23 protein-coding genes are annotated in these 22,674 nt (G+C 72.6%); 17 read left to right on the top strand and 6 right to left on the bottom strand.

What is annotated here, in order from left to right; all coding sequences use genetic code 11:
• A partial coding sequence (locus QMC84_RS06685; protein WP_300373094.1) for a C40 family peptidase occupies nt 1-717 on the top strand: 717 nt, incomplete at its 5' end.
• Nucleotides 718-785: 68 nt separating this feature from the next.
• A complete protein-coding gene (locus QMC84_RS06680; protein WP_300373092.1) occupies nt 786-2,771 on the top strand; it encodes an acyl-CoA dehydrogenase in 1,986 nt (661 codons plus the stop codon).
• 120 nt (nt 2,772-2,891) lie between these two features.
• On the opposite strand, the gene QMC84_RS06675 is transcribed toward QMC84_RS06680, so the two are convergent.
• Nucleotides 2,892-3,401, bottom strand: a complete 510-nt coding sequence (locus tag QMC84_RS06675) for an inorganic diphosphatase (protein ID WP_300373112.1) — start codon at nt 3,399-3,401, stop codon at nt 2,892-2,894.
• Between the two features lie 99 nt (nt 3,402-3,500).
• Between QMC84_RS06675 and dacB the strand changes: the two genes are divergently transcribed.
• The 13 genes from dacB to QMC84_RS06610 all read left to right on the top strand — a co-directional run bounded on the left by dacB (nt 3,501) and on the right by QMC84_RS06610 (nt 15,704).
• Nucleotides 3,501-4,883 (top strand): D-alanyl-D-alanine carboxypeptidase/D-alanyl-D-alanine-endopeptidase, encoded by a 1,383-nt coding sequence (gene dacB, locus QMC84_RS06670; protein ID WP_300373090.1) that lies wholly within the window; start codon nt 3,501-3,503, stop codon nt 4,881-4,883.
• Nucleotides 4,884-4,989: 106 nt separating this feature from the next.
• Nucleotides 4,990-6,036, top strand: coding sequence for a zinc-dependent metalloprotease (locus tag QMC84_RS06665; RefSeq protein ID WP_300373088.1), 1,047 nt, complete (start codon nt 4,990-4,992; stop codon nt 6,034-6,036).
• A 19-nt stretch (nt 6,037-6,055) separates the two neighbouring features.
• On the top strand, nt 6,056-7,021 hold the full coding sequence (tilS, locus tag QMC84_RS06660) for a tRNA lysidine(34) synthetase TilS (protein ID WP_300373086.1): 966 nt from the start codon (nt 6,056-6,058) through the stop codon (nt 7,019-7,021).
• 95 nt (nt 7,022-7,116) lie between these two features.
• Nucleotides 7,117-7,830: an Ig-like domain repeat protein gene (locus QMC84_RS06655; RefSeq protein WP_300373083.1), complete on the top strand. Its 714-nt coding sequence runs from the start codon at nt 7,117-7,119 to the stop codon at nt 7,828-7,830.
• 30 nt (nt 7,831-7,860) lie between these two features.
• Complete coding sequence (gene hpt / locus QMC84_RS06650) at nt 7,861-8,412, top strand: hypoxanthine phosphoribosyltransferase (RefSeq protein ID WP_300373081.1); 552 nt, start codon at nt 7,861-7,863, stop codon at nt 8,410-8,412.
• Nucleotides 8,413-8,630: 218 nt separating this feature from the next.
• Nucleotides 8,631-10,691 carry an ATP-dependent zinc metalloprotease FtsH gene (gene ftsH / locus QMC84_RS06645; RefSeq protein ID WP_300373079.1) on the top strand — a complete coding sequence of 687 codons (2,061 nt, stop codon included), beginning with the start codon at nt 8,631-8,633 and terminating at the stop codon, nt 10,689-10,691.
• Between the two features lie 191 nt (nt 10,692-10,882).
• A complete protein-coding gene (gene folE / locus QMC84_RS06640) occupies nt 10,883-11,488 on the top strand; it encodes a GTP cyclohydrolase I FolE (RefSeq protein WP_300373077.1) in 606 nt (201 codons plus the stop codon).
• A gap of 7 nt (nt 11,489-11,495) precedes the next feature.
• Entirely contained in the window at nt 11,496-12,356 is an 861-nt protein-coding gene (folP, locus tag QMC84_RS06635; RefSeq protein WP_300373075.1) for a dihydropteroate synthase, read from the top strand.
• On the top strand, nt 12,353-12,739 hold the full coding sequence (gene folB, locus QMC84_RS06630; RefSeq protein ID WP_300373073.1) for a dihydroneopterin aldolase: 387 nt from the start codon (nt 12,353-12,355) through the stop codon (nt 12,737-12,739). The genes folP and folB overlap by 4 nt, the downstream gene beginning before the upstream one ends.
• Complete coding sequence (gene folK, locus QMC84_RS06625; RefSeq protein ID WP_300373071.1) at nt 12,732-13,301, top strand: 2-amino-4-hydroxy-6-hydroxymethyldihydropteridine diphosphokinase; 570 nt, start codon at nt 12,732-12,734, stop codon at nt 13,299-13,301. The genes folB and folK overlap by 8 nt, the downstream gene beginning before the upstream one ends.
• 7 nt (nt 13,302-13,308) lie before the next feature.
• Nucleotides 13,309-13,800, top strand: a complete 492-nt coding sequence (locus QMC84_RS06620) for a DUF3180 domain-containing protein (protein WP_300373069.1) — start codon at nt 13,309-13,311, stop codon at nt 13,798-13,800.
• A gap of 9 nt (nt 13,801-13,809) precedes the next feature.
• Entirely contained in the window at nt 13,810-14,415 is a 606-nt protein-coding gene (locus tag QMC84_RS06615; protein ID WP_300373067.1) for a hypothetical protein, read from the top strand.
• Between the two features lie 197 nt (nt 14,416-14,612).
• Nucleotides 14,613-15,704, top strand: a complete 1,092-nt coding sequence (locus QMC84_RS06610) for a GNAT family N-acetyltransferase (protein ID WP_300373065.1) — start codon at nt 14,613-14,615, stop codon at nt 15,702-15,704.
• Between the two features lie 23 nt (nt 15,705-15,727).
• Here QMC84_RS06610 and QMC84_RS06605 read toward each other — a convergent pair whose 3' ends face one another.
• The 5 genes from QMC84_RS06605 to QMC84_RS06585 form a co-directional block, all read right to left on the bottom strand.
• On the bottom strand, nt 15,728-16,732 hold the full coding sequence (locus QMC84_RS06605) for an ATP-binding cassette domain-containing protein (protein ID WP_366145739.1): 1,005 nt from the start codon (nt 16,730-16,732) through the stop codon (nt 15,728-15,730).
• A gap of 8 nt (nt 16,733-16,740) precedes the next feature.
• The gene (locus QMC84_RS06600) at nt 16,741-17,694 is read right to left on the bottom strand and encodes an ABC transporter substrate-binding protein (RefSeq protein ID WP_300373064.1); all 954 of its coding nucleotides are present in this window, start codon (nt 17,692-17,694) and stop codon (nt 16,741-16,743) included.
• 149 nt (nt 17,695-17,843) lie between these two features.
• On the bottom strand, nt 17,844-18,551 hold the full coding sequence (locus tag QMC84_RS06595; protein WP_300373062.1) for an ABC transporter permease subunit: 708 nt from the start codon (nt 18,549-18,551) through the stop codon (nt 17,844-17,846).
• On the bottom strand, nt 18,541-19,224 hold the full coding sequence (locus QMC84_RS06590; protein ID WP_300373108.1) for an ABC transporter permease subunit: 684 nt from the start codon (nt 19,222-19,224) through the stop codon (nt 18,541-18,543). The genes QMC84_RS06595 and QMC84_RS06590 overlap by 11 nt, the downstream gene beginning before the upstream one ends.
• Before the next feature lie 166 nt (nt 19,225-19,390).
• Complete coding sequence (locus tag QMC84_RS06585; protein WP_300373060.1) at nt 19,391-20,500, bottom strand: glycosyltransferase family 2 protein; 1,110 nt, start codon at nt 20,498-20,500, stop codon at nt 19,391-19,393.
• A gap of 34 nt (nt 20,501-20,534) precedes the next feature.
• Here QMC84_RS06585 and QMC84_RS06580 point away from each other — a divergent pair, with 34 nt between their 5' ends.
• Both QMC84_RS06580 and QMC84_RS06575 read left to right on the top strand, forming a co-directional pair.
• Complete coding sequence (locus QMC84_RS06580) at nt 20,535-21,641, top strand: sulfotransferase family protein (RefSeq protein ID WP_300373058.1); 1,107 nt, start codon at nt 20,535-20,537, stop codon at nt 21,639-21,641.
• On the top strand, nt 21,638-22,552 hold the full coding sequence (locus tag QMC84_RS06575; RefSeq protein WP_300373056.1) for a hypothetical protein: 915 nt from the start codon (nt 21,638-21,640) through the stop codon (nt 22,550-22,552). Before QMC84_RS06580 ends, QMC84_RS06575 begins: the two co-directional genes overlap by 4 nt.
• The last annotated feature ends 122 nt before the right edge of the window (nt 22,553-22,674 follow it).

Raw genomic sequence — 22,674 nt, 5'->3', positions numbered from 1 at the left:
CTCTTCAGATCTCCCGCCCGGGCGGCCGCGGTCCGGGCGGGGGCGATCGCCGAGGAGAAGGCCGCGCTCGTCGAGCGGCTCGCCGAGCTCCAGAACGTCAGCGTCCGGATCGCGCAGCGCCGCCAGTCCGAGCTCGAGGCGCGGGCGGCCGCGGTCGCGGCCGCGGCGGCCGCCGCGGAGCAGGACCAGGCCGAGCCGGACCAGGCCGCGGCGGACCCGCAGCCCGAGCCCGACCCGCAGCCCTCGACGCCCAGCGTGCCGCAGTCCAGCGCACCCGAGCCCAGCGTGCCGCAGCCCGCCGCACCCCAGCCCAGCACGACCCAGCCCAGCACGCCCGCGCCGCCGGCGCCCGCCTCGGGCGCCCAGGCTGCGATCGCATTCGCCCGCGCCCAGGTCGGTGAGCCCTACCGCTGGGGCGCGGCCGGCCCGGGTGCCTGGGACTGCTCCGGGCTGACCATGGCCGCCTGGGGCGCCGGCGATCGGTCGCTGCCGCACTACTCGGTCGCCCAGTACGAGCAGTCGACGCCGATCTCCGCCGGCCAGCTGCGACCCGGCGACCTGGTGTTCTGGGGCTCGTCGAGCGATCCCGGCTCGATCTACCACGTCGCCCTCTACGTCGGCGACGGCCGGATCGTGCACGCGCCGCGCACCGGCCGGCCGGTCACCGAGGAGTCCATGTACTACTGGATCCCGCCGACCTTCTACGCCCGGCCCTGAGTGCTCGGACCCGCCGCAGAGGTCCAGATCACCGCTTGAGTCCGGTGCGTGCTGGGTAGCGTCGAGGCATGGCCACCGATACCGCAGCGCCCACGCCGACTGGTTACGTGCAGCCCGAGATCGACGTACCGGCCCTCACCGCGCTGCTCGACGGTCGGTACGCGCAGGTCCGCGACCTGGTCCGCGCCAACCTCACCGAGTACGCCTCGATCCTGGTCGACGCCGAGGAGCTGTCCATGTCGGACTTCCGGGAGCGGGTCAAGGAGGTCGTGGTCGAGATGGCCGCGACCGGCCAGACCGGGATGGGCTTCCCGGAGGAGTACGGCGGCGGCGGGGACATCGGCGCCTCGGTCGCGGCGTTCGAGACCCTCGCGTACGGCGACCTGTCGGTCCTGGTCAAGGTCGGCGTGCAGTTCGGGCTGTTCGGCGGCGCGATCCTCCAGCTCGGCACCAAGCACCACCACGACGCCTACCTCGCCGACCTGATCACCGGGAAGCTGATGGGTTGCTTCGCGATGACCGAGACCGGCCACGGCTCCAACGTCCAGGCGCTCGGCACGGTCGCGACCTACGACGCCGAGGCCCAGGAGTTCGTGATCACCACGACCACCGAGGAGGCCCGGAAGGACTACATCGGCAACGCCGCCGAGCACGCGGAGCTCGCGGTCGTGTTCGCCCAGCTCGAGGTGGGCCCGGAGTCCGGTCGAGCGTCGCAGGGCGTGCACGCGTTCGTCGTACCGATCCGGGTCGACGGCGAGCCGGCGCCGGGGGTCCGGATCGAGGACGACGGACTCAAGATGGGCCTCAACGGCGTCGACAACGGGCGGATCTGGTTCGACCAGGTGCGCGTCCCGCGCACCGCCCTGCTCAACCGGTTCGCGGACGTGACGGCCGAGGGGACCTACGAGAGCCCGATCGAGAACCCGAACCGGCGCTTCTTCACGATGCTCGGCACCCTCGTCCAGGGCCGCGTCTGCGTCGGCGGCGGCGGGATCAACGCGGCCAAGGTGGCGTTGGCGATCGCGACCAGGTACGCCGTACGCCGGCGCCAGTTCGAGGCGACCTCCGACGAGCACGAGGAGCTGCTCCTGGACTACGGGATGCACCAGCGCCGGCTGCTGCCGCTCATCGCCCGGACCTACGCGCTGCACTTCGCGCAGGAGGTCGTGGCCGGCCAGCTGCACGACGTCTTCTCCGGCACCCACGCACCCGGGGCCGAGGACGACCAGGCCCGGCGCGAGCTGGAGTCGCGGGCCGCCGGCACCAAGGCGCTCGGGACCTGGCACGCGACCCGCACCATCCAGGAGTGCCGGGAGGCCTGCGGTGGCGCGGGCTACCTCTCGGTGAACCGGTTCGCGGCGCTCAAGGCCGACAGTGACATCTTCACGACCTTCGAGGGCGACAATCACGTGCTGCTCCAGCTGGTCGCCAAGGGCCTGCTGACCGACTACGCCAGCGAGTTCGAGGACCTCGACCAGCTCGGCATGGTCCGGTTCGTCACGGGCCTGGCCGTCGAGACCGTGATCGAGAGGACCTCGGTCCACAAGCTGCTCGAGCGGGTCCGCGACCTGCTGCCCAGCGGCGACGAGTGGGACCAGGAGGCCGGCCTGCTCGACCCCGACTACCAGCTCGCGATGCTGCGCTTCCGCGAGGAGCACATGCTGGCCGGTGTCGCCCGCCGGCTCAAGCGCGGCATCGACCAGGACCTGAATCCCGGCGAGGTCTTCTCCCTGGTGCAGGACCACGTGATCGCGGCCGCCCACGCCCACGTGGAGCGGCTGGTGCTCGAGGCGTTCGTCGACAAGACCCGCAGCCTGCCCGACGGCGACCTCAAGGTCGCGCTGAACCTGCTGTGCGACCTGTTCGCGCTCTCGACGATCGAGGCCGACCGGGCGTGGTTCATGGAGCACGGCCGGCTCACCGTCCCCCGGTCCAAGGCGATCAGCCGTGAGGTCAGCAGCCTGTGCCGCAAGATCCGCCCGCTCGCCGTACCCCTCGTCGACGCCTGGGCGATCCCGCCGGAGATGCTCCGGTCGCCGGACCTGGTCGGGTGACGGTTTCCCCGGCCAGCCGGGGAAGTTGCCACTTGTTGGCCAGAACTTCCCCCGACAAGTGCCGGTTTCCCCGGTCAGCCGGGGAAACCGACCCGGCGGTCGGCTCGCGTGGCACCGACTTCAGTGCCCGCCGGACTCCTTGAGCCGGGCGAACGAGGCGTGCACCTCGGCCTCGGCCTCGGTGCGGCCCACCCACTCGGCGCCCTCGACGGACTTGCCGGGCTCGAGGTCCTTGTAGACCTCGAAGAAGTGCTGGATCTCGAGCCGGTCGAACTTCGAGACGTGGCTGATGTCGCGCAGGTGCTCCAGGCGGGGGTCGGTGGCGGGGACGCAGAGGACCTTGTCGTCGCCGCCGGCCTCGTCGGTCATCCGGAACATGCCGATGGCGCGGCACCGGATCAGGCAGCCCGGGAAGGTCGGCTCCTGGAGAATCACCATCGCGTCGAGCGGGTCGCCGTCCAGGCCGAGGGTGTTCTCGATGTAGCCGTAGTCGGCCGGGTACTGGGTGGAGGTGAACAGGGTCCGGTCCAGGCGGATCCGGCCGGACTCGTGGTCGACCTCGTACTTGTTCCGCTGCCCCTTCGGGATCTCCACCAGCACGTCGAACTCGAGCACGTCATCCTCCGCCATCGTCAAGGGGCCATCGTCAAAGTCTGTGGGCCCGCGCGGCGGACCGGGCCCAGTGTCGCGCACAATGGCTGCAATTGCGCACCCGGGAAGGGGTCGTTCGTGGGCGGACGTGACAGAGGCCACCCCTCCCGGGGGGCCCGACTCGCGATCTGGCTGCCGGTCGTCCTGGTGCTCGCCGTCCTCGCCGCGGCCGGCCTCGTGCTCTGGCTCGACCCGCCGTCGCCGGCCCCCGAGGAGGACCCGGCCGCGGTCCCGCCGCCCCCGGGACTCACCGTCCCGGCGCTGGCCGCGCCCGCTCCGGTCGCCGAGCCGGCGACCGGCGTGCCGGACCCCGCGAAGGTGCGCCGAGTCCTGGCGCCGCTGCTCCGCGACGCCGACCTGGGCCCGCACGTGCTGGCCACCGTGGCCGGCCTGGACGGCACGCTGCTCTACTCCAGCGGCACCGGCGCGGCCACGCCCGCCTCGACCCTGAAGCTGCTGACCGCCGCCGCGGCCCTGGAGACCCTCGGCCCCGACCACAGGTTCGCCACGACGGTCGTCGATGCCGGGCCGCGGCGGGTGGTGCTGGTCGGCGGCGGCGATCCGCTGCTCGACCGGACCGACCTCGACAGACTGGCCCGCGCCACAGCCACCGCCCTGACCGACGCGGGGCGCACCCGGGCACGGGTCGACTACGACACCAGCCTGTTCCGCGGGCCCGAGGTCAGCCCGCACTGGCCGGCCGGCTACCTCCCCGACGGCGTGGTCGCGCCGATCACCCCGCTGTGGGTCGACGAGGGCCGCCCCGAGCAGGGCCTCGGCCGCGTCGCGGACCCCGCGGCGGCCGCGGCCGCCGCGTACGCCAAGGCGCTGACCCGCGCGGGCGTCACGGTGACCGGACCCCAGCGGGAGACGACCGCGCCCGACGGTGCCGCCGAGCTCGCCCGGACCGAGAGCCCGCCGCTCGACCGGATCGTCGAGCACACCCTGGAGACCAGCGACAACGAGGCCGCCGAGGTCCTCGCCCGCCACGTCGGCCTCGCGTCCTCCGGCGACGGGTCGTTCGCGGGCGGCGCCCGCGCGGTGCTGCAGGTGCTCGACGGGCTCGGGGTCCCCACGCAGGGCGCCACGACGTACGACGGCAGCGGGCTGTCCCGGGAGGACCGCCTCGACCCCGACACGCTCACCGCGGTCCTCGGGCTGGCCGCCTCGCCGGAGCAGCCCGACCTCCGGACGGTGCTCACCGGGCTGCCCGTGGCCGGCTTCACCGGCTCCCTGGCCGAGCGGTTCGCCGACCTCGACGACGTGGGCCGCGGGCTGGTCCGCGCCAAGACCGGGACGCTGTCCGGGGTGAGCGGCCTGGCCGGCATCGTGACCGACCGCGAGGGCCGGCCCATGGTCTTCGCGCTGCTGGCCGACCGGATCGACCTGGTCGACACCCTGGACGCCCGCGCCGCCCTCGACGGCGCGACGGGCGCGCTGGCCGGCTGCCGCTGCGGCTGAGCTGTGCGGCCGCCCGGCGTGGGTCGGCGGGGGTCGGCGTGGGTCGGGGTGGTCGGGCACCGGTGGACGGGGCCCGCGGTGTGGGTGACGCGGGTACCGTCACCGCATGAGCAAGCACTCCGGCCCCGAGATGGTCGACTGGGACCTCGCGGTCGCCCTCGGCTCGCGGATCGCGGGTGACGGACCGGTCGTCGACCGCCCCACGGCGGACGCCGTGGTGGCCGAGCTGCGAGCGGACGCCGACCGGTCGACCGGGCTGGTGCGCGAGCACACCGGACTGGTCGCGGCCGAGCGCTCCGCGCCGGTCCTGGTCGTCGACCGGGCGGGCTGGGTGGCCGCGAACGCCGACGGCTTCGCGACCGTCCTCGCCCCCGTCGTCGACAAGCTCTCCTCGCGCAAGGGCGAGCCGACCGGGCTGACGAGGGCGATCGGGTCCCGCGTCACCGGCGCCGAGGTCGGCGCACTGCTGGGCTTCCTGGCCGGCAAGGTGCTCGGCCAGTTCGACCCGTTCCACGCCCCGGCCGGGCGGCTGCTGCTCGTCGCCCCGAACATCGTCCACGTCGAGCGCGAGCTCGGCGTCGTCCCCCGGGACTTCCGGCTCTGGGTCTGCCTGCACGAGGAGACCCACCGGGTGCAGTTCACCGCCACCCCGTGGCTGGCCGACCACCTGCTGGGCGAGATGCACGCGCTCGCCGAGAGCCTCGAGCCCAGCGGCCTGCTCGACGACGGGCTGGCGCGGGTCACCGGCGCGATCAGGGGCGTCCGCGAGGGTGGCGGGAGCCTCCTGGACCTGATCGGCACCCCGGAGCAGAAGGAGATCGTCGACCGGGTCACCGGCGTCATGTCGCTGCTCGAGGGCCACGCCGACGTCGTCATGGACGACGTCGGCCCCGGCGTCATCCCGACCGTCGCCGACATCCGCAAGCGGTTCAACCGGCGCCGCCAGGGCGTCGGCGTGCTCGACCGGCTGCTGCGCCGGGTGCTCGGCCTGGACGCCAAGATGGCGCAGTACCGCGACGGCGCGAAGTTCGTCCGCGCCGTCGTCGACAAGGCCGGCATGGCCGAGTTCAACGCGGTCTGGGAACGGCCGGAGAATCTGCCGTCGAAGGCCGAGATCGCGGACCCGCGGTCCTGGATCACCCGGGTGCTGTGAGCACGTCGCGGGCCTCCGCATGAGCCTGCACCCCGCGGTCGCCGCGGTGCGCCTCGCCGTACGCCGGGCCCTCGGCCACGTCGACCCGGGCCGGACCGTGGTCGTCGCCTGCTCCGGGGGCGCCGACTCGCTCGCCCTGCTCGCGGCCACCGTGTTCGAGGGCCGGCACGCCGGCTGGCGGGTCGTGGGCGCGACCGTCGACCACGGGCTGCAACCCGGCTCGGCCGACCACGCCGCCCGCGTCGTGCGGCAGATGGCCGCGCTCGGCGCGGACGAGACCGTCGGCGCGACCGTCCACGTCGAGGCCGACGGCCTCGGGCCGGAGGCGGCCGCGCGCCGGGCCCGGTACGCCGTGCTCGACGAGATCGGCGAGCGGTTCTCGGCCGAGGTGGTGCTGCTCGGCCACACCCGCGACGACCAGGCCGAGACCGTGCTGCTCGGGCTGGCCCGCGGCTCCGGCGGCCGGTCGTTGGCCGGGATGCGCCGCTCCTTCGACCGGTTCGCGCGCCCGCTCCTCGACCTCTCCCGCGCCGACACGGTGACGGCCTGCCAGGTCGAGGGCATCGAGTTCTGGAGCGACCCCCACAACGAGGACCCCGCGTTCACCCGGGTGCGGGTGCGCCGCAGCGTGCTGCCCGTCCTCGAGGACCAGCTCGGTCCGGGGGTCGCCGAGGCGCTGGCCCGCACCGCCGACCAGCTGCGCGAGGACATGGACCTGCTCGACGACGCCGCGGAGGCGGCGTACGAGCGCCTGCCCGACCTCCCCGTCGACGGCCTGCTCGCCGAGCCCGGCCCGATCCGGCGGCGGGTGCTGCGGCTGGCCGCGCTGGCGGCCGGCGCCCCCGCCTCGGAGCTCTTCCACGAGCACGTGCTCGCGATGGACGCGCTGCTCACCCACTGGCACGGGCAGAAGTGGGTGGACCTCCCGGGAAAGGTGCGCTGCCGGCGCGGGGACGGCCGGCTGCACCTCGACCGCGCTGGATGAGAAATCTCAGGTTCCGCCCGCGCGGACCGATGTTCGGCGTCACACTCACGGTGATCCACCGTCTGGTCAGCGTGCCGCCTGAGAAGAGGAACCCCATGTCCCACCGCCGTACCCTTGCGGCCGCTGCTGCGCTCCTCGCTGCCGCCCTGATCGCGCCCCAGGCGCTGCCCGCCTCCGCCTCGTCCACTGGCCGGGCCGTGACCCTCGAGCGCGCCGGCCGGGCCCTCATCCAGGGCGTCGTCACCGACCAGTCCGGCCGCTTCGTCGACGACGTCACCGTCCAGGCGACCAAGGACGACGGGACCCCGGCCGCCTCGGCGATCACCTACGCCAGCGACCGGGAGGACGGGCCGCAGCACGGCTACTTCTTCCTCGAGGTCACCCGCGGCTCCTACACGCTCACGCTCTCACGCGAGGGCTACAAGACCGCCACGTACGGACCGGTCCAGGTCACCAAGCGCGGGCAGCACGTCAGCCTGGGTGAGATCGAGATCCAGAAGAAGCTGACCGAGAGCAGGACCGAGGCCGACCTCGCGCGGCGCTCGGTGACGACCAAGCAGAACGGCCAGGTCGTGGTGACCGTGTCCGCGAAGGGCATGAAGCCCACCGGCGACGTCGAGGTCCGGGAGGGCCGCAAGGTGGTCGGCGAGGCCGGCCTCAAGGCCAAGGACAAGGGCCAGATCACGATCGTGCTCGACCGGCTGCCCCGGGGTGCCCACGAGCTGAAGGCCTACTACCTCGGCTCCGCGGACCTGAAGGAGTCGACGTCGAAGTCGTTCACGCTGACGGTCACCAGGTCGCGCCACTGAGCCCCGGGGGCAACCACTAGAGTCTCCGCCATGGACGCGTCCGACGTGGAGAACGACCTGGTCAACGTCCTCTTCACGGAGGAGCAGATCCAGCGCCGACTGACCGAGCTGGCGCGAGACATCGAGGCCGACTACGAGGACAAGGACCTCCTCATCGTCGGGATCCTGCGGGGTGCGGTGATGGTGATGGCCGACCTTGCGCGCAGCTTCAGCCGGCACCTGGAGATGGACTGGATGGCCGTGACGTCGTACGGCTCGGGCACCAAGTCCAGCGGTGTGGTCCGGATCCTCAAGGACCTCGACACCGACATCTCCGGGCGGCACGTGGTCGTCGTCGACGAGATCATCGACACCGGCCTGACCCTGTCCTGGCTGACCTCGAACCTGTCCTCCCGCAGCCCCGCGAGCGTCGAGATCTGCACCCTGCTCCGCAAGCCCGAGGCGCTCACCATGCCGGTCGAGGTGAAGTACGTCGGGTGGGACATCCCCAACGAGTTCGTCGTCGGCTACGGCCTGGACTACCGCGAGCGGTACCGCAACCTGCGCGACATCGGCACCCTCGCCCCGCACGTCTACTCCTGACCGCGCGCCCGGGTCGTGTGCCCGAGCACGCGCCATGGCGCGTCCGGAGGCACCCGACCCCGATCTCCGTCCGGACACCGTCGTGGACGCCGACTGCGCCGCGAGCAGGTTTTCCTGAGACAATGCCGATTGCCGACGGTGTGTACCGTCGGCACTTCAGATGAGCGTCCGCCCGGCGACCTCCGCGGGGGACGGCAACGCCGTGTCGAGAGAAGCCTGTGAAGCGCATATTCAAGGGTCCCTGGCTGTGGATCGTCCTCGCCGTGGTGGGCGTCCTGCTCGCCCTGCAGTACCTCGCGCCCAACCGCGGGGGCGACGAGGTGGACGCCTCGAAGATGCAGGAGTACATCAGCTCCGGTGAGGTCAAGGACCTGACCTTCGTCGACGGCGGCGAGCAGCAGATCAAAGCCACCCTCGACAACGGCGACAAGGTGACCGCGTTCTGGCTCGACGGCACCCAGGCCGAGCTGGACACCCAGGTCCAGGAGCAGGTCGACGCCGGCGAGATCGACTCCTACACGGTCGAGGTCCCCAAGCCGAGCCTGCTCGGCTCGATCCTGGCGACGCTGCTGCCGTTCGCGCTGATCATCCTCCTGTTCCTGTTCCTGATGAACCAGGTCCAGGGCGGCGGCGGCCGGGGCGTGATGCAGTTCGCCAAGTCCCGGGCGAAGCTGATCACCAAGGACATGCCGAAGACCACGTTCAGCGACGTCGCCGGCTGCGAGGAGGCGATCGAGGAGCTCGGCGAGATCAAGGAGTTCCTCCAGGAGCCCGCCAAGTTCCAGGCCGTCGGCGCGAAGATCCCCAAGGGCGTGCTGCTGTACGGACCGCCCGGCACCGGCAAGACGCTGCTGGCCCGCGCGGTCGCCGGCGAGGCCGGCGTCCCGTTCTACTCGATCTCCGGGTCCGACTTCGTCGAGATGTTCGTCGGCGTCGGCGCCTCCCGCGTGCGCGACCTGTTCGAGCAGGCCAAGGAGAACGCGCCCGCGATCGTGTTCATCGACGAGATCGACGCCGTCGGCCGCCACCGCGGCGCCGGCATGGGCGGCGGCCACGACGAGCGCGAGCAGACCCTCAACCAGCTGCTGGTCGAGATGGACGGCTTCGACGTCCGTGGTGGCGTGATCCTGATCGCCGCCACCAACCGGCCCGACGTGCTCGACCCGGCCCTGCTGCGTCCCGGCCGCTTCGACCGGCAGATCCAGGTGGACGCCCCCGACCTCAACGGCCGGCACATGATCCTCAAGGTCCACTCGCGCGGTAAGCCGATGTCCCAGGACATCGACCTGCGCTCCGTGGCCCGCCGGACGCCCGGCTTCACCGGCGCCGACCTGGCGAACGTCCTCAACGAGGCGGCGCTGCTCACCGCGCGCGGCAACGAGAAGCTGATCACCAACGTCAACCTCGACGAGGCCATCGACCGGGTGATCGCCGGCCCGCAGCGGCGCACCCGCCTGATGAGCGAGAAGGAGAAGCTGATCACGGCCTACCACGAGGGCGGCCACGCCCTGGTGGCCGCGGCGCTGCCCGGTACCGACCCGGTGCACAAGATCACGATCCTGCCGCGCGGCCGGGCACTGGGCTACACGATGGTGCTGCCCGACGAGGACAAGTACTCCCAGACCCGCTCGCAGATGCTCGACTCGCTGGCGTACATGCTGGGCGGTCGTGCGGCCGAGGAGATGGTGTTCCACGACCCGACCACCGGTGCTGGCAACGACATCGAGAAGGCGACCAACCTGGCCCGCGCGATGGTCACCCAGTACGGCATGACCGAGCGGCTCGGCGCGATCAAGCTCGGGGAGTCCAACTCCGAGCCCTTCCTGGGCCGTGACTTCGGCCACGCGCGCAACTACTCCGAGGACGTCGCCGCGATCGTCGACGAGGAGACCAAGAAGCTGCTCGCGAACGCCCACCAGGAGGCCTTCGAGATCCTCGAGGAGAACCGGGACGTCCTCGACGCGCTGGTCCTCGAGCTGGTCGAGAAGGAGACGCTGGACAAGCAGCAGGTCGCCACGGTCTTCGAGCCGCTGCGCCGCCGCGGCGAGCGGCCGGCATGGACCGGGTCGTCCGAGCGCAACCCCTCCGAGATCCCACCCGTCGAGATCCCGCAGTGGATCCGCGACCGCACTGCAGCCAACGGGCACGCCAAGGACGACGCCAAGGACGACGGCGAGGCCGGGCCGGTGCTCACCCCGCCGGGCTCCGGCGGCGACGTGCACGGCGACCCGGGCGTCGGCGGGCCCGCCGGGACGCCGCCGGGGCTGCCGCCGCGCTGACGCCGGTCTCGACCGGTCCGGTGTTGGGTCTCGACCCGGCGGCCGCGGCGATTCGACCGGTCGGGTGCTGGGTCTCGACCCGGCGGTCGCGACCTCGTGCCTCGGTCGCGCGCCTTGCTCGACCTCCCCGAGCCCACGACGCGAGCTCGCCCCTCGCTCGCCCCTGCTCGGTGACCGCTAAGGTCGTCGCCATGAGCGACTCGGCCCGGCCGGACGGGCGTCCCGTCCCCGCCTTCGACCTCGCGCGCGCCGAGGCCGCGGTGCGGGAGCTGCTCATCGCGATCGGTGAGGACCCCGAGCGGGAGGGGCTGGAGGACACGCCGGCCCGGGTGGCGCGGGCCTACGCCGAGCTGACGGCCGGGCTGCGGATGGAGCCCGAGGACGTGCTCACCACCACCTTCGACATCGGTCACGACGAGATGGTGCTGGTGCGCGACATCGAGCTGTGGTCCATGTGCGAGCACCACCTGGTGCCGTTCACCGGTGTCGCGCACGTCGGCTACATCCCCGGCACGAGCGGGAAGATCACCGGGCTGTCCAAGCTCGCCCGCCTCGTCGACGTCTACGCGAAGCGCCCCCAGGTGCAGGAGCGGCTCACCACCCAGGTCGCCGACGCCCTGACCCGGCTGCTCGACGCGCGCGGCGTGATCGTGGTGATCGAGGCCGAGCACCTGTGCATGACCATGCGCGGAGTCAAGAAGGCCGGCGCCCGCACCATCACCTCCGCCGTCCGCGGCTCGATGCGGACCAACCCGACGACCCGGGCCGAGGCGATGGCCCTGATCCACCGTCGGTGAGCCGCTGATGGCCGCCCTCGCCGACCTGCTCGCCCCCCGCGCGCGGCCGCGGCTGATGGGTGTCGTGAACGTGACCCCCGACTCCTTCTCCGACGGCGGTCGCTGGCTCGAGCCGCGCGACGCCATCGCGCACGGCCGCGACCTGCTCGCCGACGGCGCCGACATCCTCGACATCGGCGGGGAGTCGACCCGTCCCGGGGCGACCCGCCCGCTCGTGGAGGAGGAGCTGGGGCGGGTCGTCCCGGTGATCACGGCGCTGGCCGCCGAGGGCGCCGTGGTCTCGGTCGACACGATGCGCGCCGAGGTCGCCGAGGCCGCGCTCGCCGCCGGCGCCACGGTCGTCAACGACGTGTCGGGCGGCCTCGCCGACCCCCGCATCCTCGAGGTCGTCGCGGCGAGCGGAGCGGCGTACGTCGCCATGCACTGGCGTGCCCACGCCGACCACATGCGGGACTTCGCGGTGTACGACGGCCCCGGTGGCGTGGTCGCGGCCGTCTGCGACGAGCTCACCGCGCGGGTGCGGGCGATGAGCGCGGCCGGGATCGCCCCGGAGCAGGTCATCCTCGATCCCGGGCTCGGCTTCGCCAAGCGCGCCGAGCACAACTGGGAGCTGCTGCACCACATCGACGAGCTCTCCTCGCTCGGCCACCCGCTCCTCGTGGGGGCCAGCCGCAAGTCGTTCCTCGGCCGGCTGCTGGGCGACCGGGGCGGCACCCAGCGACCCGTCGACCAGCGGGAGTACGCCAACACCGCGATCACGCTGCACCTGGCCCGACACGGGGTGTGGGGTGTGCGCGTCCACGACGTCCGTGCCTCCCGGGACGCGCTGCGCGTCGTCGAGCGGCTGAGCGAGGAGGGTCCGACATGACCGGTGGGTCGATCGACGAGCTGAGCGTCACCGGCATCGAGTGCTACGGGCACCACGGTGTGTTCGAGTTCGAACGGCGCGAGGGCCAGACGTTCGTCATCGATCTCGTTCTCGGGGTCGACACCGCCCCCGCCGCGGCCTCCGACGACTTGCAAGACACCGTCGACTACGGGAGTCTCGTGGCCTCGGTGCAAGCCGCCGTGGAGAAGGATCCGGTCGACCTGATCGAGACCCTGGCTCAGCGGATCGCGGACGTCTGCCTCTTGGACGGCCGTGTTGACTGGGCGAGGGTGTCGGTCCACAAGCCGGACGCACCCATCGCAGCGACGTTCGCGGACGTGACGCTGACGATCACCCGGAGACGTGAGGGCACCCGTGACTGAGACCCCCAACCCGAACATCATCGACGCCGACACGCTGACCGGCGAGATGCGCCCGATCCGCCGTGCGGTGCTGGCGCTGGGGTCCAACCTGGGGGAGCGGATGGCGAGCCTCCAGGGTGCGCTGAACGCGCTGGCCGACACTCCGGACGTGTGGATCACGGCCGTGTCCCCGGTCTACGAGACCGACCCCGTGGACAGCCCGCCGGAGGCGAAGACGTTCCTCAACGCCGTCGTGCTCATCGACACCACGCTGGCGGCGAGCCGGTTGATGGACCGGGCGCTCGCGATCGAGGACGCCTTCGCGCGGGAGCGCGGCGAGCAGCGGAACGCGCCGCGGACCCTCGACGTCGACCTGATCGTGGTCGGTGACCGGCGCAGCAACGAGGAGTTCCTGCGGCTGCCGCACCCGCGCGCCGCCGAGCGCGCGTTCGTGCTGCGCCCGTGGCTCGACGTCGACCCCGCGGCCGAGGTGCCCGACCGGGGTCCGGTCGCGGGCCTGCTCGAGCGAACCGACCAGAGCGGCCTGAAGCTGCGCGACGACCTGGTCCTCGAGATCCAGTGACCGGTCGGTGAGCGCCGGGCCCTCCGGCGACGAGCCGGAGCCGACCGGACGCCTCCGGCCGACGTCGGGCGGTGCGCTCACCGCCTGGGCCGTCGTCGGCCTCGTCGGCGGGTGGGTGCTGCACCCGGCCGCCGAGCGGATGCGCGACACCGCGCCGATCGTCACCTGGGCCCAGCCGCTCGCGCTGGTGCTGGTCGCGGCGATCCTGGGCGCCACGGCGTACCTCACCTGGCGCACCGTGCACGTCCAGCAGCTGCGGCTCGAGCCGCACCGTGCCGTCAACCGCCTGGTGCTCGCGCGGTCCTGCGCGCTCGTGGGCGCCCTGGTGGCCGGCGGCTACCTGGGGTACGCCGTGAGCTGGATCGGGGTGGACACCGAGCTGGCCACCCAGCGGGCCTGGCGCTCGGCCGTCGCGGCCGCCGCGGGCGTCGGGATCGTGGTCACCTCGGTGCTCCTCGAGCGCGCGTGTCGCGTCCGGACCGAGGACGATGACGCCTAACCTGCTGGTATGGCCTCTTCCCCCGCTCCGGCCTCCCGTCGCCGCCAGCGCAGCACCCGCCTGACCGTCGCCGTCGTCCTCCTCGTCCTGGCCGCCCTGGCCGTCGCCGCCGCCGTGGCGACCGGGTCGCTCCTCCTCGTCACGCTCGCCGCCGTCCTCGCCGTGGCGCTCGGCGCCGCCGCCACCCGGATCACGCACTCCGAGCTGGCGCTGACGCGTCGTGAGGCGGCCCGTGACCGGGCCGAGCAGGCGCGGGCCTACCGCGCCCTCACCGAGAGGCGCACGGCGGAGAACGCCGCGTTCGCCGAGAGCATGCGCGCCCGGATGGCCCGCCAGCAGCACGCGATGCGCGAGCTCGAGGAGGCCCTGGCGGGCGCCCAGCGGCGGGCCGCCGAGGCGACCCGCAAGCTGAACGCCGAGGCCAGGCGCGCCGACGCCGCGGAGCAGGACGGCCGCCGACTCGAGGAGGGCCTCGCCGGGGCGGAGCAGCGCGCCGCCGAGGCGATCGTCCGGGTCGCCGAGCTCGAGCAGGAGCTCGACGTGGTCCGCGCCGAGCTCGACGTCGTCACCCAGGCCTGGCACGCCGCCGAGGCCGGCCAGCGCAAGCACGCCTAGCGGTAGTCCGGGCGAAGCGCTGGACCACCGCTGATGGTGGTCGAGCAACGGCACGACCGAGCCGGTGAGGTCGCGACCCGCGTGCCGAGACCGAGTCGGTTCGCGGACGTTCCAGCCCGAGGATGCACGAGGACTCCAGCCGGGGTGAGTCGTTGCCCACGTTTCCGCGTGGCCCGGCTGCGGCAGACTCACTGTTCGTGATCCCGCACGAGAACCGGTTCGAGAGCGACCCCGACGCGGTGCTGGGCGACCTGCCCGGCCTGCCCAGCGGCTGGACGATCAGCACGCCCGATCCCTCCGACCGCTTCGACGTGGCGCGGCTCACCCACCTGCTGCGTGCCCACGAGCGGCACGCCCGCGGCTGGGCCGGCTCCGGCGTGGACGACGTGCTGGTCGAGGTCTCCGAGCACGGGCTGCGGATGCGGGAGAACGTCGTGGTCCGCGACGAGGACGGCGACATCCACGCCTGGGGCAGCGTCCACGACCGGTCGGTCGGCCGGATGCTGTTCGTCCACATCGTGCAGCGTGACCTGTCCGACGACGTCGCCGACAGCTGCTCGGACCTGTTGGTGGAGTGGGCCGAGGCCCAGGCCCGCGCGGTCGGCAGGGCCCGCGGGCTGGCGGTCCAGCAGATCGACACCGGCGCCTTCGAGGGCGATCAGCGTCAGGCGCGCTGGCTGGCCGGGAGCGGGTTCGAGAAGGTCCGCACCTGGTGGCAGATGAGTCGTCCGGTCACGCCGGACGAGGAGGGGCTGGTCGCGACCCCGGACCGCTGGACCGACCGGGGCGTCGTGTTCCGGCTGGTCCGGCGTACCGGCGCCGGGCTGCCCGACGAGGACGACCTCCATGACGTCCACCAGGTCCTCGAAGGCGCCTTCGTCGACCACTTCAACTCCAGCGAGGAGACCTTCGAGGAGTTCGTCCACCGGCTGCGCGAGGACCCGGGCCACCGGTGGGACCACTGGTGGCTCGCCGAGCTCGCCGACGGTGTCGAGGGTGGTGGCCGGCAGCCGGTGGGTGCGCTGATCGGCACCGTCTCGGAGGACTCGACCGGCCCGGACGGCTCCTACGTGTCCTACCTCGGCGTGCTGGAGGCGGCCCGGGGCCGCGGTGTGGCGAAGGGCCTGCTGCGCACGATCATCGCCGACGCCGCCAGCCGCGGCCGCAACCGGGTCGGACTCGAGGTGGATGCCGACTCGTCCACCGGCGCCACCGGCCTCTACACCTCGATGGGCTGGGTCACCAAGTACGTCACCGAGTCCTGGCACCGCGACGTGCCGGTGGCGTAGGAGCCGCGCGGAGGCCGTCCGGGTCAGCCGGCGGCCGAGGTGGCCTCGGTCATCTCGGCGAGGGCGGCGCGCAGCGCGCGGTGGATGCCATTGGGAGTGAGGACGCCCACGAACCGGGCGCCGTCGCGGACCCCGACCAGGCCCGCGTCGTCCCGCAGCAGCACGGCCAACGCGTGCCCGAGCGTGCTGTCGACGTCGATCGCCGCCCCGAGGTCGCCGGCCGTCACGCCGTCGAGCGGCTCGAGATGTGCCGGGTCGAGCGGGGTCACGTCCAGCCGTCGCAGTCCCGAGGTCGACCCGACGAACTCCGCGACGAAGTCGTCGGCGGGACGCCCGAGCAGCCGGGCCGGGGTGTCGTACTGCGCGATCCGGCCGCCCGCGGCGAAGACCGCGACCCGGTCACCGAGCCGCACCGCCTCGTCGATGTCGTGTGTCACGAACACCACGGTGACCCCGAGCTCGCGGTGCAGCCGGAGGAACTCGTCCTGCAGGCGCAGCCGCACCAACGGGTCGACGGCCCCGAACGGCTCGTCCATCAGCAGCACCGGCGGCTTGGCCGCCAGCGCCCGCGCGACCCCCACCCGCTGCTGCTGGCCGCCGGAGAGCTGGCTGGGATAGCGATCGGCGTACGTCGCCGGGTCCAGCCCCACCAGCTCGAGCAGCTCGCGGGCCCGTTCCCGGGCGGTCGCGCGGGACTCGCCGTACAGCAGCGGGACCGTCATCACGTTGGCGATGATCTTCTGGTGGGGGAACAGGCCCACTTCCTGGATCACGTAGCCGATCCCGCGGCGCAGCCGCACCGGGTCCTGATCGGTGACGTCCCGGCCGTCGATCTCGATGGTGCCGATCGTCGGCTCGATCAGCCGGTTGATCATCTTCAGCGTGGTCGACTTGCCGCACCCGGACGGGCCGACCAGGCAGACCAGCTCGCCGCGCTCGACCTCGAGGTCCAGAGCGTGCACGGCGACGGTGCCGTCGTCGTAGGTCTTGCCGACTCCCGAGAGCCGGATCATGGCGTCGGAGCTCATCGCGCCCCTCAGAGCAGACCCTTGTCCTCGAGGAACTGCTGAGCGACGTCGGCCGGCTTCTTGCGCTCGAGGTCGACCTGGACGTTCATCGCGGCGAGGTCCTCGGTGGTGAGCGCATCGGACAGCTGGTTGAAGGTGTCCTCCAGGTCGGGGTTCTCGGCGAGGAAGTCGGAGTTGACCGCAGGCGTGAGGTTCTGCGCCGGTTGGATGCCCTTGTCGTCCTCGAGCAGCACGAGCCCGAGATCCTGGAGGGTGCCGTCGGTCGTGCCCGTCTCGCCGAGCTGGACCTCGCCGTTCTTGACGGCGTCCTTCACCTGAGCGCTGGCGAAGTCGAGGGGCACGATCTCGGTGATGTCGAGGCCGTAGACCTTGGTCAGACCGCCCTCGCAGTCGGCGCGGCCCTGGCAGTCCGGCGGGGCGCCCAGCTTGATCGGCTGCCCGAGCGCGGCCAGGTCGGACAGCGTGGTCAGGTCGTTCTGGTCAGCGAACTCCTGGGTGACGAAGAAGGCGTTCTGGTCGGTGGCGTCCGAGGGCGGCAGGATCGAGATGCCCTGGTCCTCGGCCAGCGGCTCGAGCGCCGCGAGCGTCTTCTCCGGGTCGTTGCTGGAGACCAGGTCGGCGTCCGGGCCGTTCGCCTGGGTGTTGAGGAAGTCCGTGATGCCGGCGAGGTAGTCAGGGACGATGTCGACATTGCCCTTGCTGAGCTCCGGCAGGTAGACGTCGCGGGTGGTGACCAGCTTGGTCTGGACCTGGTAGCCCGCGTCCTCCAGGAGGGCCTGGTAGATGGCCGCCATGATCTGGCTCTCGGTGAAGTTCTGTCCGCCGACGACGACGGTGCCCTGGCCGCCGTCCGCGCTCGGGGAGGAGCCGGCGTCCTCGAGGTCGTCGCCGCCGCCGCAGGCGGCGGTCGTCAGCAGGACGGCGCCGGCCGTGGCGAGTCCGAGTGCACGGAGGATCTGCATGGGTTCGACCACCTTCTGTGTCCCGCGGGCGTCGCCCGCGCGTGTCCGATGGGTACCCCGCGGCACCCGGCGTCGCCACATTAGCCCCGGCTACCGACGTCGGTCACCGGCGCCGACGTCACGAACCGGTGACGCCGGCGGGCCCGTGGTCAGGGCGCGGATCGGGCGATCTCCCGGGACGCCCGGCGCATCGGGTCGGCGTAGCGCTGGACCAGCACGGCGACGAGCTCGAGCACCAGTGCGCCGACCGCGACGAGCACTGCGCCCGCCACGACCTCGTAGGTGCGGTGGTTGGCGAAGCCCCGGGTGATCACCCGACCCAGCCCAGGACCGGCCACGAGGGCCGCGATCGTCGCGGTCGCCCAGACCTGCACCAGGGCGAGCCGGACGCCGGTGAGCACCACCGGCATCGCCAGCGGCAGCTCGACCGAGCCGAACACCCTCGTGCCGCTCATTCCCATCCCGCGCGCTGCCTCCACGACGCCCGGGTCCACCTCGGCCACCGCGACGTAGGCGTTCGTGATGATGGGCGGGAGAGCGAACAGCACCAGTGCGACGAGCGTGGCGAGCCCGGCACGCCCGAACGGGCCGAACTCCTCGGAGCCGATCGGGCCGAGCGCGAGGACGAGCAGCACGGCGAACACCGGCACCGCCCGCCCCACGTTCGAGATGTTGATGGCGAGGAAGCCACCCCGCCCGCGGTGCCCGAGGTAGAGCGCGGGTGGCAGACCCACGACGACCGCGATCACGAGCGAGGTCACGGTCAGCAGGAGCTGCTGGGCCCCGAAGGCGGCGATGCCGGTCGAGCCGGACCAGTTCGACCCGTCCGTCAGGTACGAGAAGACGTCACCGAGCATGGCGGGTCCAGGGGGTGAGCAGTTGCTGAAGGACGACCAGGGCGAGGTCGAGGACGCCGGCGAGGGCCACGCACAGCACGCTGGCAGCGAAGATCTGCGCCTTGAACTGGTTGCCGACGGCCAGCAGCAGGAGGTTGCCGAGCCCTCCGTAGGACACGATCGACCCGATCGTCGCCAGCGCGACGGTCGACACCGTCGCGATGCGGAGCCCGGCGACGATCACGGGCAGCGCGAGTGGGAGCTCGACGCGCAGGAGCAGCTGCGTGGGGGAGTATCCGATGCCGCGGGCGGCCTCCCGGATCTCGTCGGGCACCCCCTGCAGGCCGGCGAGCACGTTGCGCACCAGGATCGTCAGCGAGTAGAGGCCGAGCCCGATGATGACCGTGGTGGGGGAGAGCCCCGTCAACGGCAGCAGCAACGAGAACAGCGCGAGGGACGGGATCGTGTAGATGATCGTCGTGGCTCCGACAACGGCCGACTCGACCGTCGCGTTGCGGCGAGCGAGCAGCGCGAGCGGCACGGCGACGACCAGGCCTGCGACCACGGAGACGACGGTGATCCAGAGGTGCTCGACGGTCGCGTCGGTCAGCTCGGGGCGGTAGTCGGTCCAGTAGCGTCCGCAGATCCAGTCGTTGTCGACGTAGCACTGAGCCACGCCGTCGACGAGCGCCATCACGCGCGTGACGCTACCCCGGTCAGTGACGTCTCGCTGGTCAGCAGCCGCCCGCGAGGGCGATCTGCCACTTGGGAGAGCCCTTGCGGTATCGCGTGTGCGGGCAGAGAACGTTGCCGCTCTCGTAGGTCTTCTCCCAGCTCCTCAGCCCGCGCCTGGGCAAACCTCAGGCCCGGACCTCGAAGTCCCGCAGCGCGAGGGCCGCGGGGTCGACGGTGGCCGGGTCGATGCCCGGTACGTCGATCCGCGGCCCGCGCGGCGAGTCCACCTGCGGCACCGGCGCCCCGAGGGCTGCGACGTACCGCATCACGAGCTCGGCCTCCTCGCGCCGGTCCTGCTCCACCAGCCAGCCGGTCAGCCGGTGCACCGGGGGCAGCCCGGAGTGGACCAGCGAGCGGTCCCCCCAGAACTCGCGCACGCCCGCCACGAGCAGGTCCCACCACTCGTCGGGGCAGTCCGGGATCTCGGCGAAGTAGCGGTGCAGGTCACCGGCGAGCACCCGGTCGTGGAAGACCGCGCCGACCTGCTCCGACCCGAGTGCGGCGACGCTCGCGAGTGCCATCCGCTTGGTCTCCCACCGGTCCCGCAGGTCGGCGAGCGACGCGCGCTGCTGGGTGATCGAGCTGCCGTCGTGGCGGATCCGCCAGTGGTAGACGACCTCGGGCACCACCCCGAACCGGTCCGCCGCCACGAACGCCCGGGTGGTCGTGGGCTGGTCCTCGTAGCGGATGCCCTCGGGCCAGGCCAGTCCGACCCGGTCCCAGAAGGATCGGCGGAACACCTTGTTCCAGGCGAAGACGTCGCCGAGCAGCTCGGGGTGCTCCTCGAGGCCGAACGCGCCGCGGTCCCGGTGCAGCCGGCGCATCCACGCGAGCTCGGTGAGGACGCCGGCCTCCCAGCGGGCGACCGAGCCGGTCACGAAGTCGGAGCCGGTGCGCTCCAGGTGCTGCACCAGGACCGCGTAGGCGTCGCGAGGCACGACGTCGTCGGAGTCGGCGAACGCGAGCAGGTCGCCGGTCGCGTGCCGGATCCCCTCGTTGCGGGCCGCCCCCAGGCCGTGGTTCCCGGTGTGCACCACGCGGACCCGGGGGTCGCGGGCGGCGTACCCGTCGGCGATCGCGCCGGAGGCGTCCGGTGAGCCGTCGTCGACGACCACGACCTCGAGGTTCCGGTGGGTCTGCGCGAGGACGCTGTCGAGGGCCTCGGGCAGGTACGCCGCGACGTCGTACACCGGCACGACCACGCTGACCAGCGGTCGCCGGCGCCCGAACTTCATGGCCTCACCGTACTGAGCGTTAGGCTCCCGTTCCGTGAGCGACCAGCCCGTGCCCGCCGACCCCAGCGACGTCGACCCCGCCGACTACGCGCGCAAGGTGCTGTTCGTGGCGGGCGCGGGCCGCAGCGGCACCAGCACCATGGCCGGGCTGATGCAGATCATGGGCCTGCACGTCCCGCAGCCCGAGGTGGTCGCCGACGAGACGAACCCGAAGGGCTTCGGCGAGCCGGCCTGGGTGGTCGAGCACCACGACCGCCTGCTCAAGGAGGCCGGGGTCCAGGTCAGCGACGCGCGCCCCGACGCGTGGTTCGAGACCGGGCGGGTCTCCACGCGCGAGCCGGAGCGGATCCGGACGGCCGAGTGGCTCGCTGGGCACTTCGCCGTCAACCCCGAGCTGGTCGTCAAGGACCCGCGGCTGAGCTGGTTCCTGTCGCTGTGGCGGGTGGCGGCCGTCCGCACCGGCGCGACGCCGGTCTTCGCGACGATGCTGCGGCCGCCCGCCGAGGTGGTCGGCAGCAAGCAGACCTACTACAAGAACCGGCTCGGCTCGGCCCACCTCGCCGCCTCCTGGCTGAACATGCTGCTGCACACCGAGCGCGCGACCCGCGAGTCGGTCGCCGACGGCGGCCGCGTCTTCGTGCGGTACGCCGACCTCCTCGACGACTGGACCCGGGTGGTCATGCAGGCCGGCGAGCGGCTCGGCCTCGAGCACGTGATGCACGCCAAGAGCGAGGCGATCCGCAACGGGCACCGGTTCGTCGACCCCAGCCTGCGGCGGATGACCCAGACGCTGGAGGACCTGGCGCTCCCGCCGCGACTGCACGAGCTCACGGCGCAGACGTGGGAGGAGCTGAACAAGCTCGCCGAGCCCGACGGGGACACCCCGGCGGTGCACGACGCGCTCGACCAGCTGCGCGAGAGCTACGTCGAGCTCTACGAGGAGGCCGAGGCCGTCTCGCGGTCCTCGGTCGTCGCGGCCGAGCAGCGGCTCCGCAAGCAGCTCAAGGGTGGCGGGGGCGGGGCGAAGCCCGCGGCGGCCGCGCCGGCGGACCCGGCCGACCGGATCCCGCACGGCGTGCGCGCCGCGATCCCGGCGCCGGTGCGACGCGGCCTGCGCAAGGCAATGGGCCGGAGCCGGTGACCGCTCACCTCGGTGCCACCGGGCTCGCCAACCTGGAGGGCCACACCGACTTCGACATCACCTGGCCGTGGCTGCGGCCCGGCGGGCTCCGACCCGGCTCGACCGCCGTGCTCCGGGTGAAGAACGAGGCGCCGTCGCTGCCGTTCGTGCTGCCGCCGCTGCTGCGGGCCTGTGACTTCGTGCTGCTCGTCGACAACGGCTCGGACGACGGCACCCCGGACGTCGCCCGCGAGACCGCCGAGCGCGCCGGCCGGGCGGACCGGCTGACGGTGACGTCGTACCCCTTCTCGGTCGCGCGCGCCGGCGCCGAGCACCTGGCTCAGCACGAGCTGTCGGTGCACTCGCTGGCGTACTTCTACAACTGGTGCTTCGCGCAGGTCACCACCCGCTACTCCTGGAAGTGGGACGGCGACATGGTGCTCACCACCGAGGGCGAGGTGTCGATCGCCGACCTCGGCTGGCAGGTCGGCGACGTGCAGTCGATCATCCGGGTGCCCCGGCACGGGCTCTACCTGGAGAGCGACGCCAAGGGCTACCTCGACCTCGGCTGGCGCAACGCCGAGGAGTGGGGGTTCCCGATCGGGCCCGACTTCGTCTACACGAAGGCGTTCGAGTGGGAGATCCGCACCACCCCCGTCGGCGTCCGCTCGATCGGCCTACCGCACGGCCTGTGCGTCGAGCTGAAGTACCTCGACGGCGAGGAGTTCGCGCACTGGACCGACCCGGAGTCGTTCGCGACCAGCTGGCGCAACCGCCGCAAGCGCCGCGAGTGGGAGGTCTTCCACGCCCTCAAGGAGGGCCGGGTGCCGCCCGGCGTGCACGAGATCACCGCGCCCGCGGGCATCCACATCGTCGACCACGTCACCCGCGACTGGCTCCCGCACGCCCCGCGCCCGCTCCAGGTCGGTTGACGCCGACTCGGCGCAAACTGCCCGCCTTGTCCACAGCACTCGAGCACGACGTGGGCAAGACGCGCCGACTCGACGTCCCCGAGCGGGCAAGATGCGCCGACTCGACGTCCCCGAGCGGGCAA

It is taken from the genome of Nocardioides sp., from assembly GCF_030019515.1.
In the GTDB taxonomy this organism is placed as follows: domain Bacteria; phylum Actinomycetota; class Actinomycetes; order Propionibacteriales; family Nocardioidaceae; genus Nocardioides.
The sequence above is the reverse complement of the archived record's forward strand: the minus strand, read 5'-3'. Positions and strand labels throughout refer to the sequence as shown.

What these genes read in the sequence shown, in the direction of transcription:
- QMC84_RS06680 (WP_300373092.1), top strand. Translation starts at nt 786, where the DNA reads ATGGCCACCGATACCGCAGCGCCCACGCCGACTGGTTACGTGCAGCCC.
- QMC84_RS06675 (WP_300373112.1), bottom strand. Translation starts at nt 3,401, where the DNA reads ATGGCGGAGGATGACGTGCTCGAGTTCGACGTGCTGGTGGAGATCCCG.
- QMC84_RS06665 (WP_300373088.1), top strand. Translation starts at nt 4,990, where the DNA reads ATGAGCAAGCACTCCGGCCCCGAGATGGTCGACTGGGACCTCGCGGTC.
- tilS (WP_300373086.1), top strand. Translation starts at nt 6,056, where the DNA reads ATGAGCCTGCACCCCGCGGTCGCCGCGGTGCGCCTCGCCGTACGCCGG.
- QMC84_RS06655 (WP_300373083.1), top strand. Translation starts at nt 7,117, where the DNA reads ATGTCCCACCGCCGTACCCTTGCGGCCGCTGCTGCGCTCCTCGCTGCC.
- hpt (WP_300373081.1), top strand. Translation starts at nt 7,861, where the DNA reads ATGGACGCGTCCGACGTGGAGAACGACCTGGTCAACGTCCTCTTCACG.
- folE (WP_300373077.1), top strand. Translation starts at nt 10,883, where the DNA reads ATGAGCGACTCGGCCCGGCCGGACGGGCGTCCCGTCCCCGCCTTCGAC.
- folP (WP_300373075.1), top strand. Translation starts at nt 11,496, where the DNA reads ATGGCCGCCCTCGCCGACCTGCTCGCCCCCCGCGCGCGGCCGCGGCTG.
- folB (WP_300373073.1), top strand. Translation starts at nt 12,353, where the DNA reads ATGACCGGTGGGTCGATCGACGAGCTGAGCGTCACCGGCATCGAGTGC.
- QMC84_RS06615 (WP_300373067.1), top strand. Translation starts at nt 13,810, where the DNA reads ATGGCCTCTTCCCCCGCTCCGGCCTCCCGTCGCCGCCAGCGCAGCACC.
- QMC84_RS06605 (WP_366145739.1), bottom strand. Translation starts at nt 16,732, where the DNA reads ATGAGCTCCGACGCCATGATCCGGCTCTCGGGAGTCGGCAAGACCTAC.
- QMC84_RS06600 (WP_300373064.1), bottom strand. Translation starts at nt 17,694, where the DNA reads ATGCAGATCCTCCGTGCACTCGGACTCGCCACGGCCGGCGCCGTCCTG.
- QMC84_RS06595 (WP_300373062.1), bottom strand. Translation starts at nt 18,551, where the DNA reads ATGCTCGGTGACGTCTTCTCGTACCTGACGGACGGGTCGAACTGGTCC.
- QMC84_RS06590 (WP_300373108.1), bottom strand. Translation starts at nt 19,224, where the DNA reads ATGGCGCTCGTCGACGGCGTGGCTCAGTGCTACGTCGACAACGACTGG.
- QMC84_RS06585 (WP_300373060.1), bottom strand. Translation starts at nt 20,500, where the DNA reads ATGAAGTTCGGGCGCCGGCGACCGCTGGTCAGCGTGGTCGTGCCGGTG.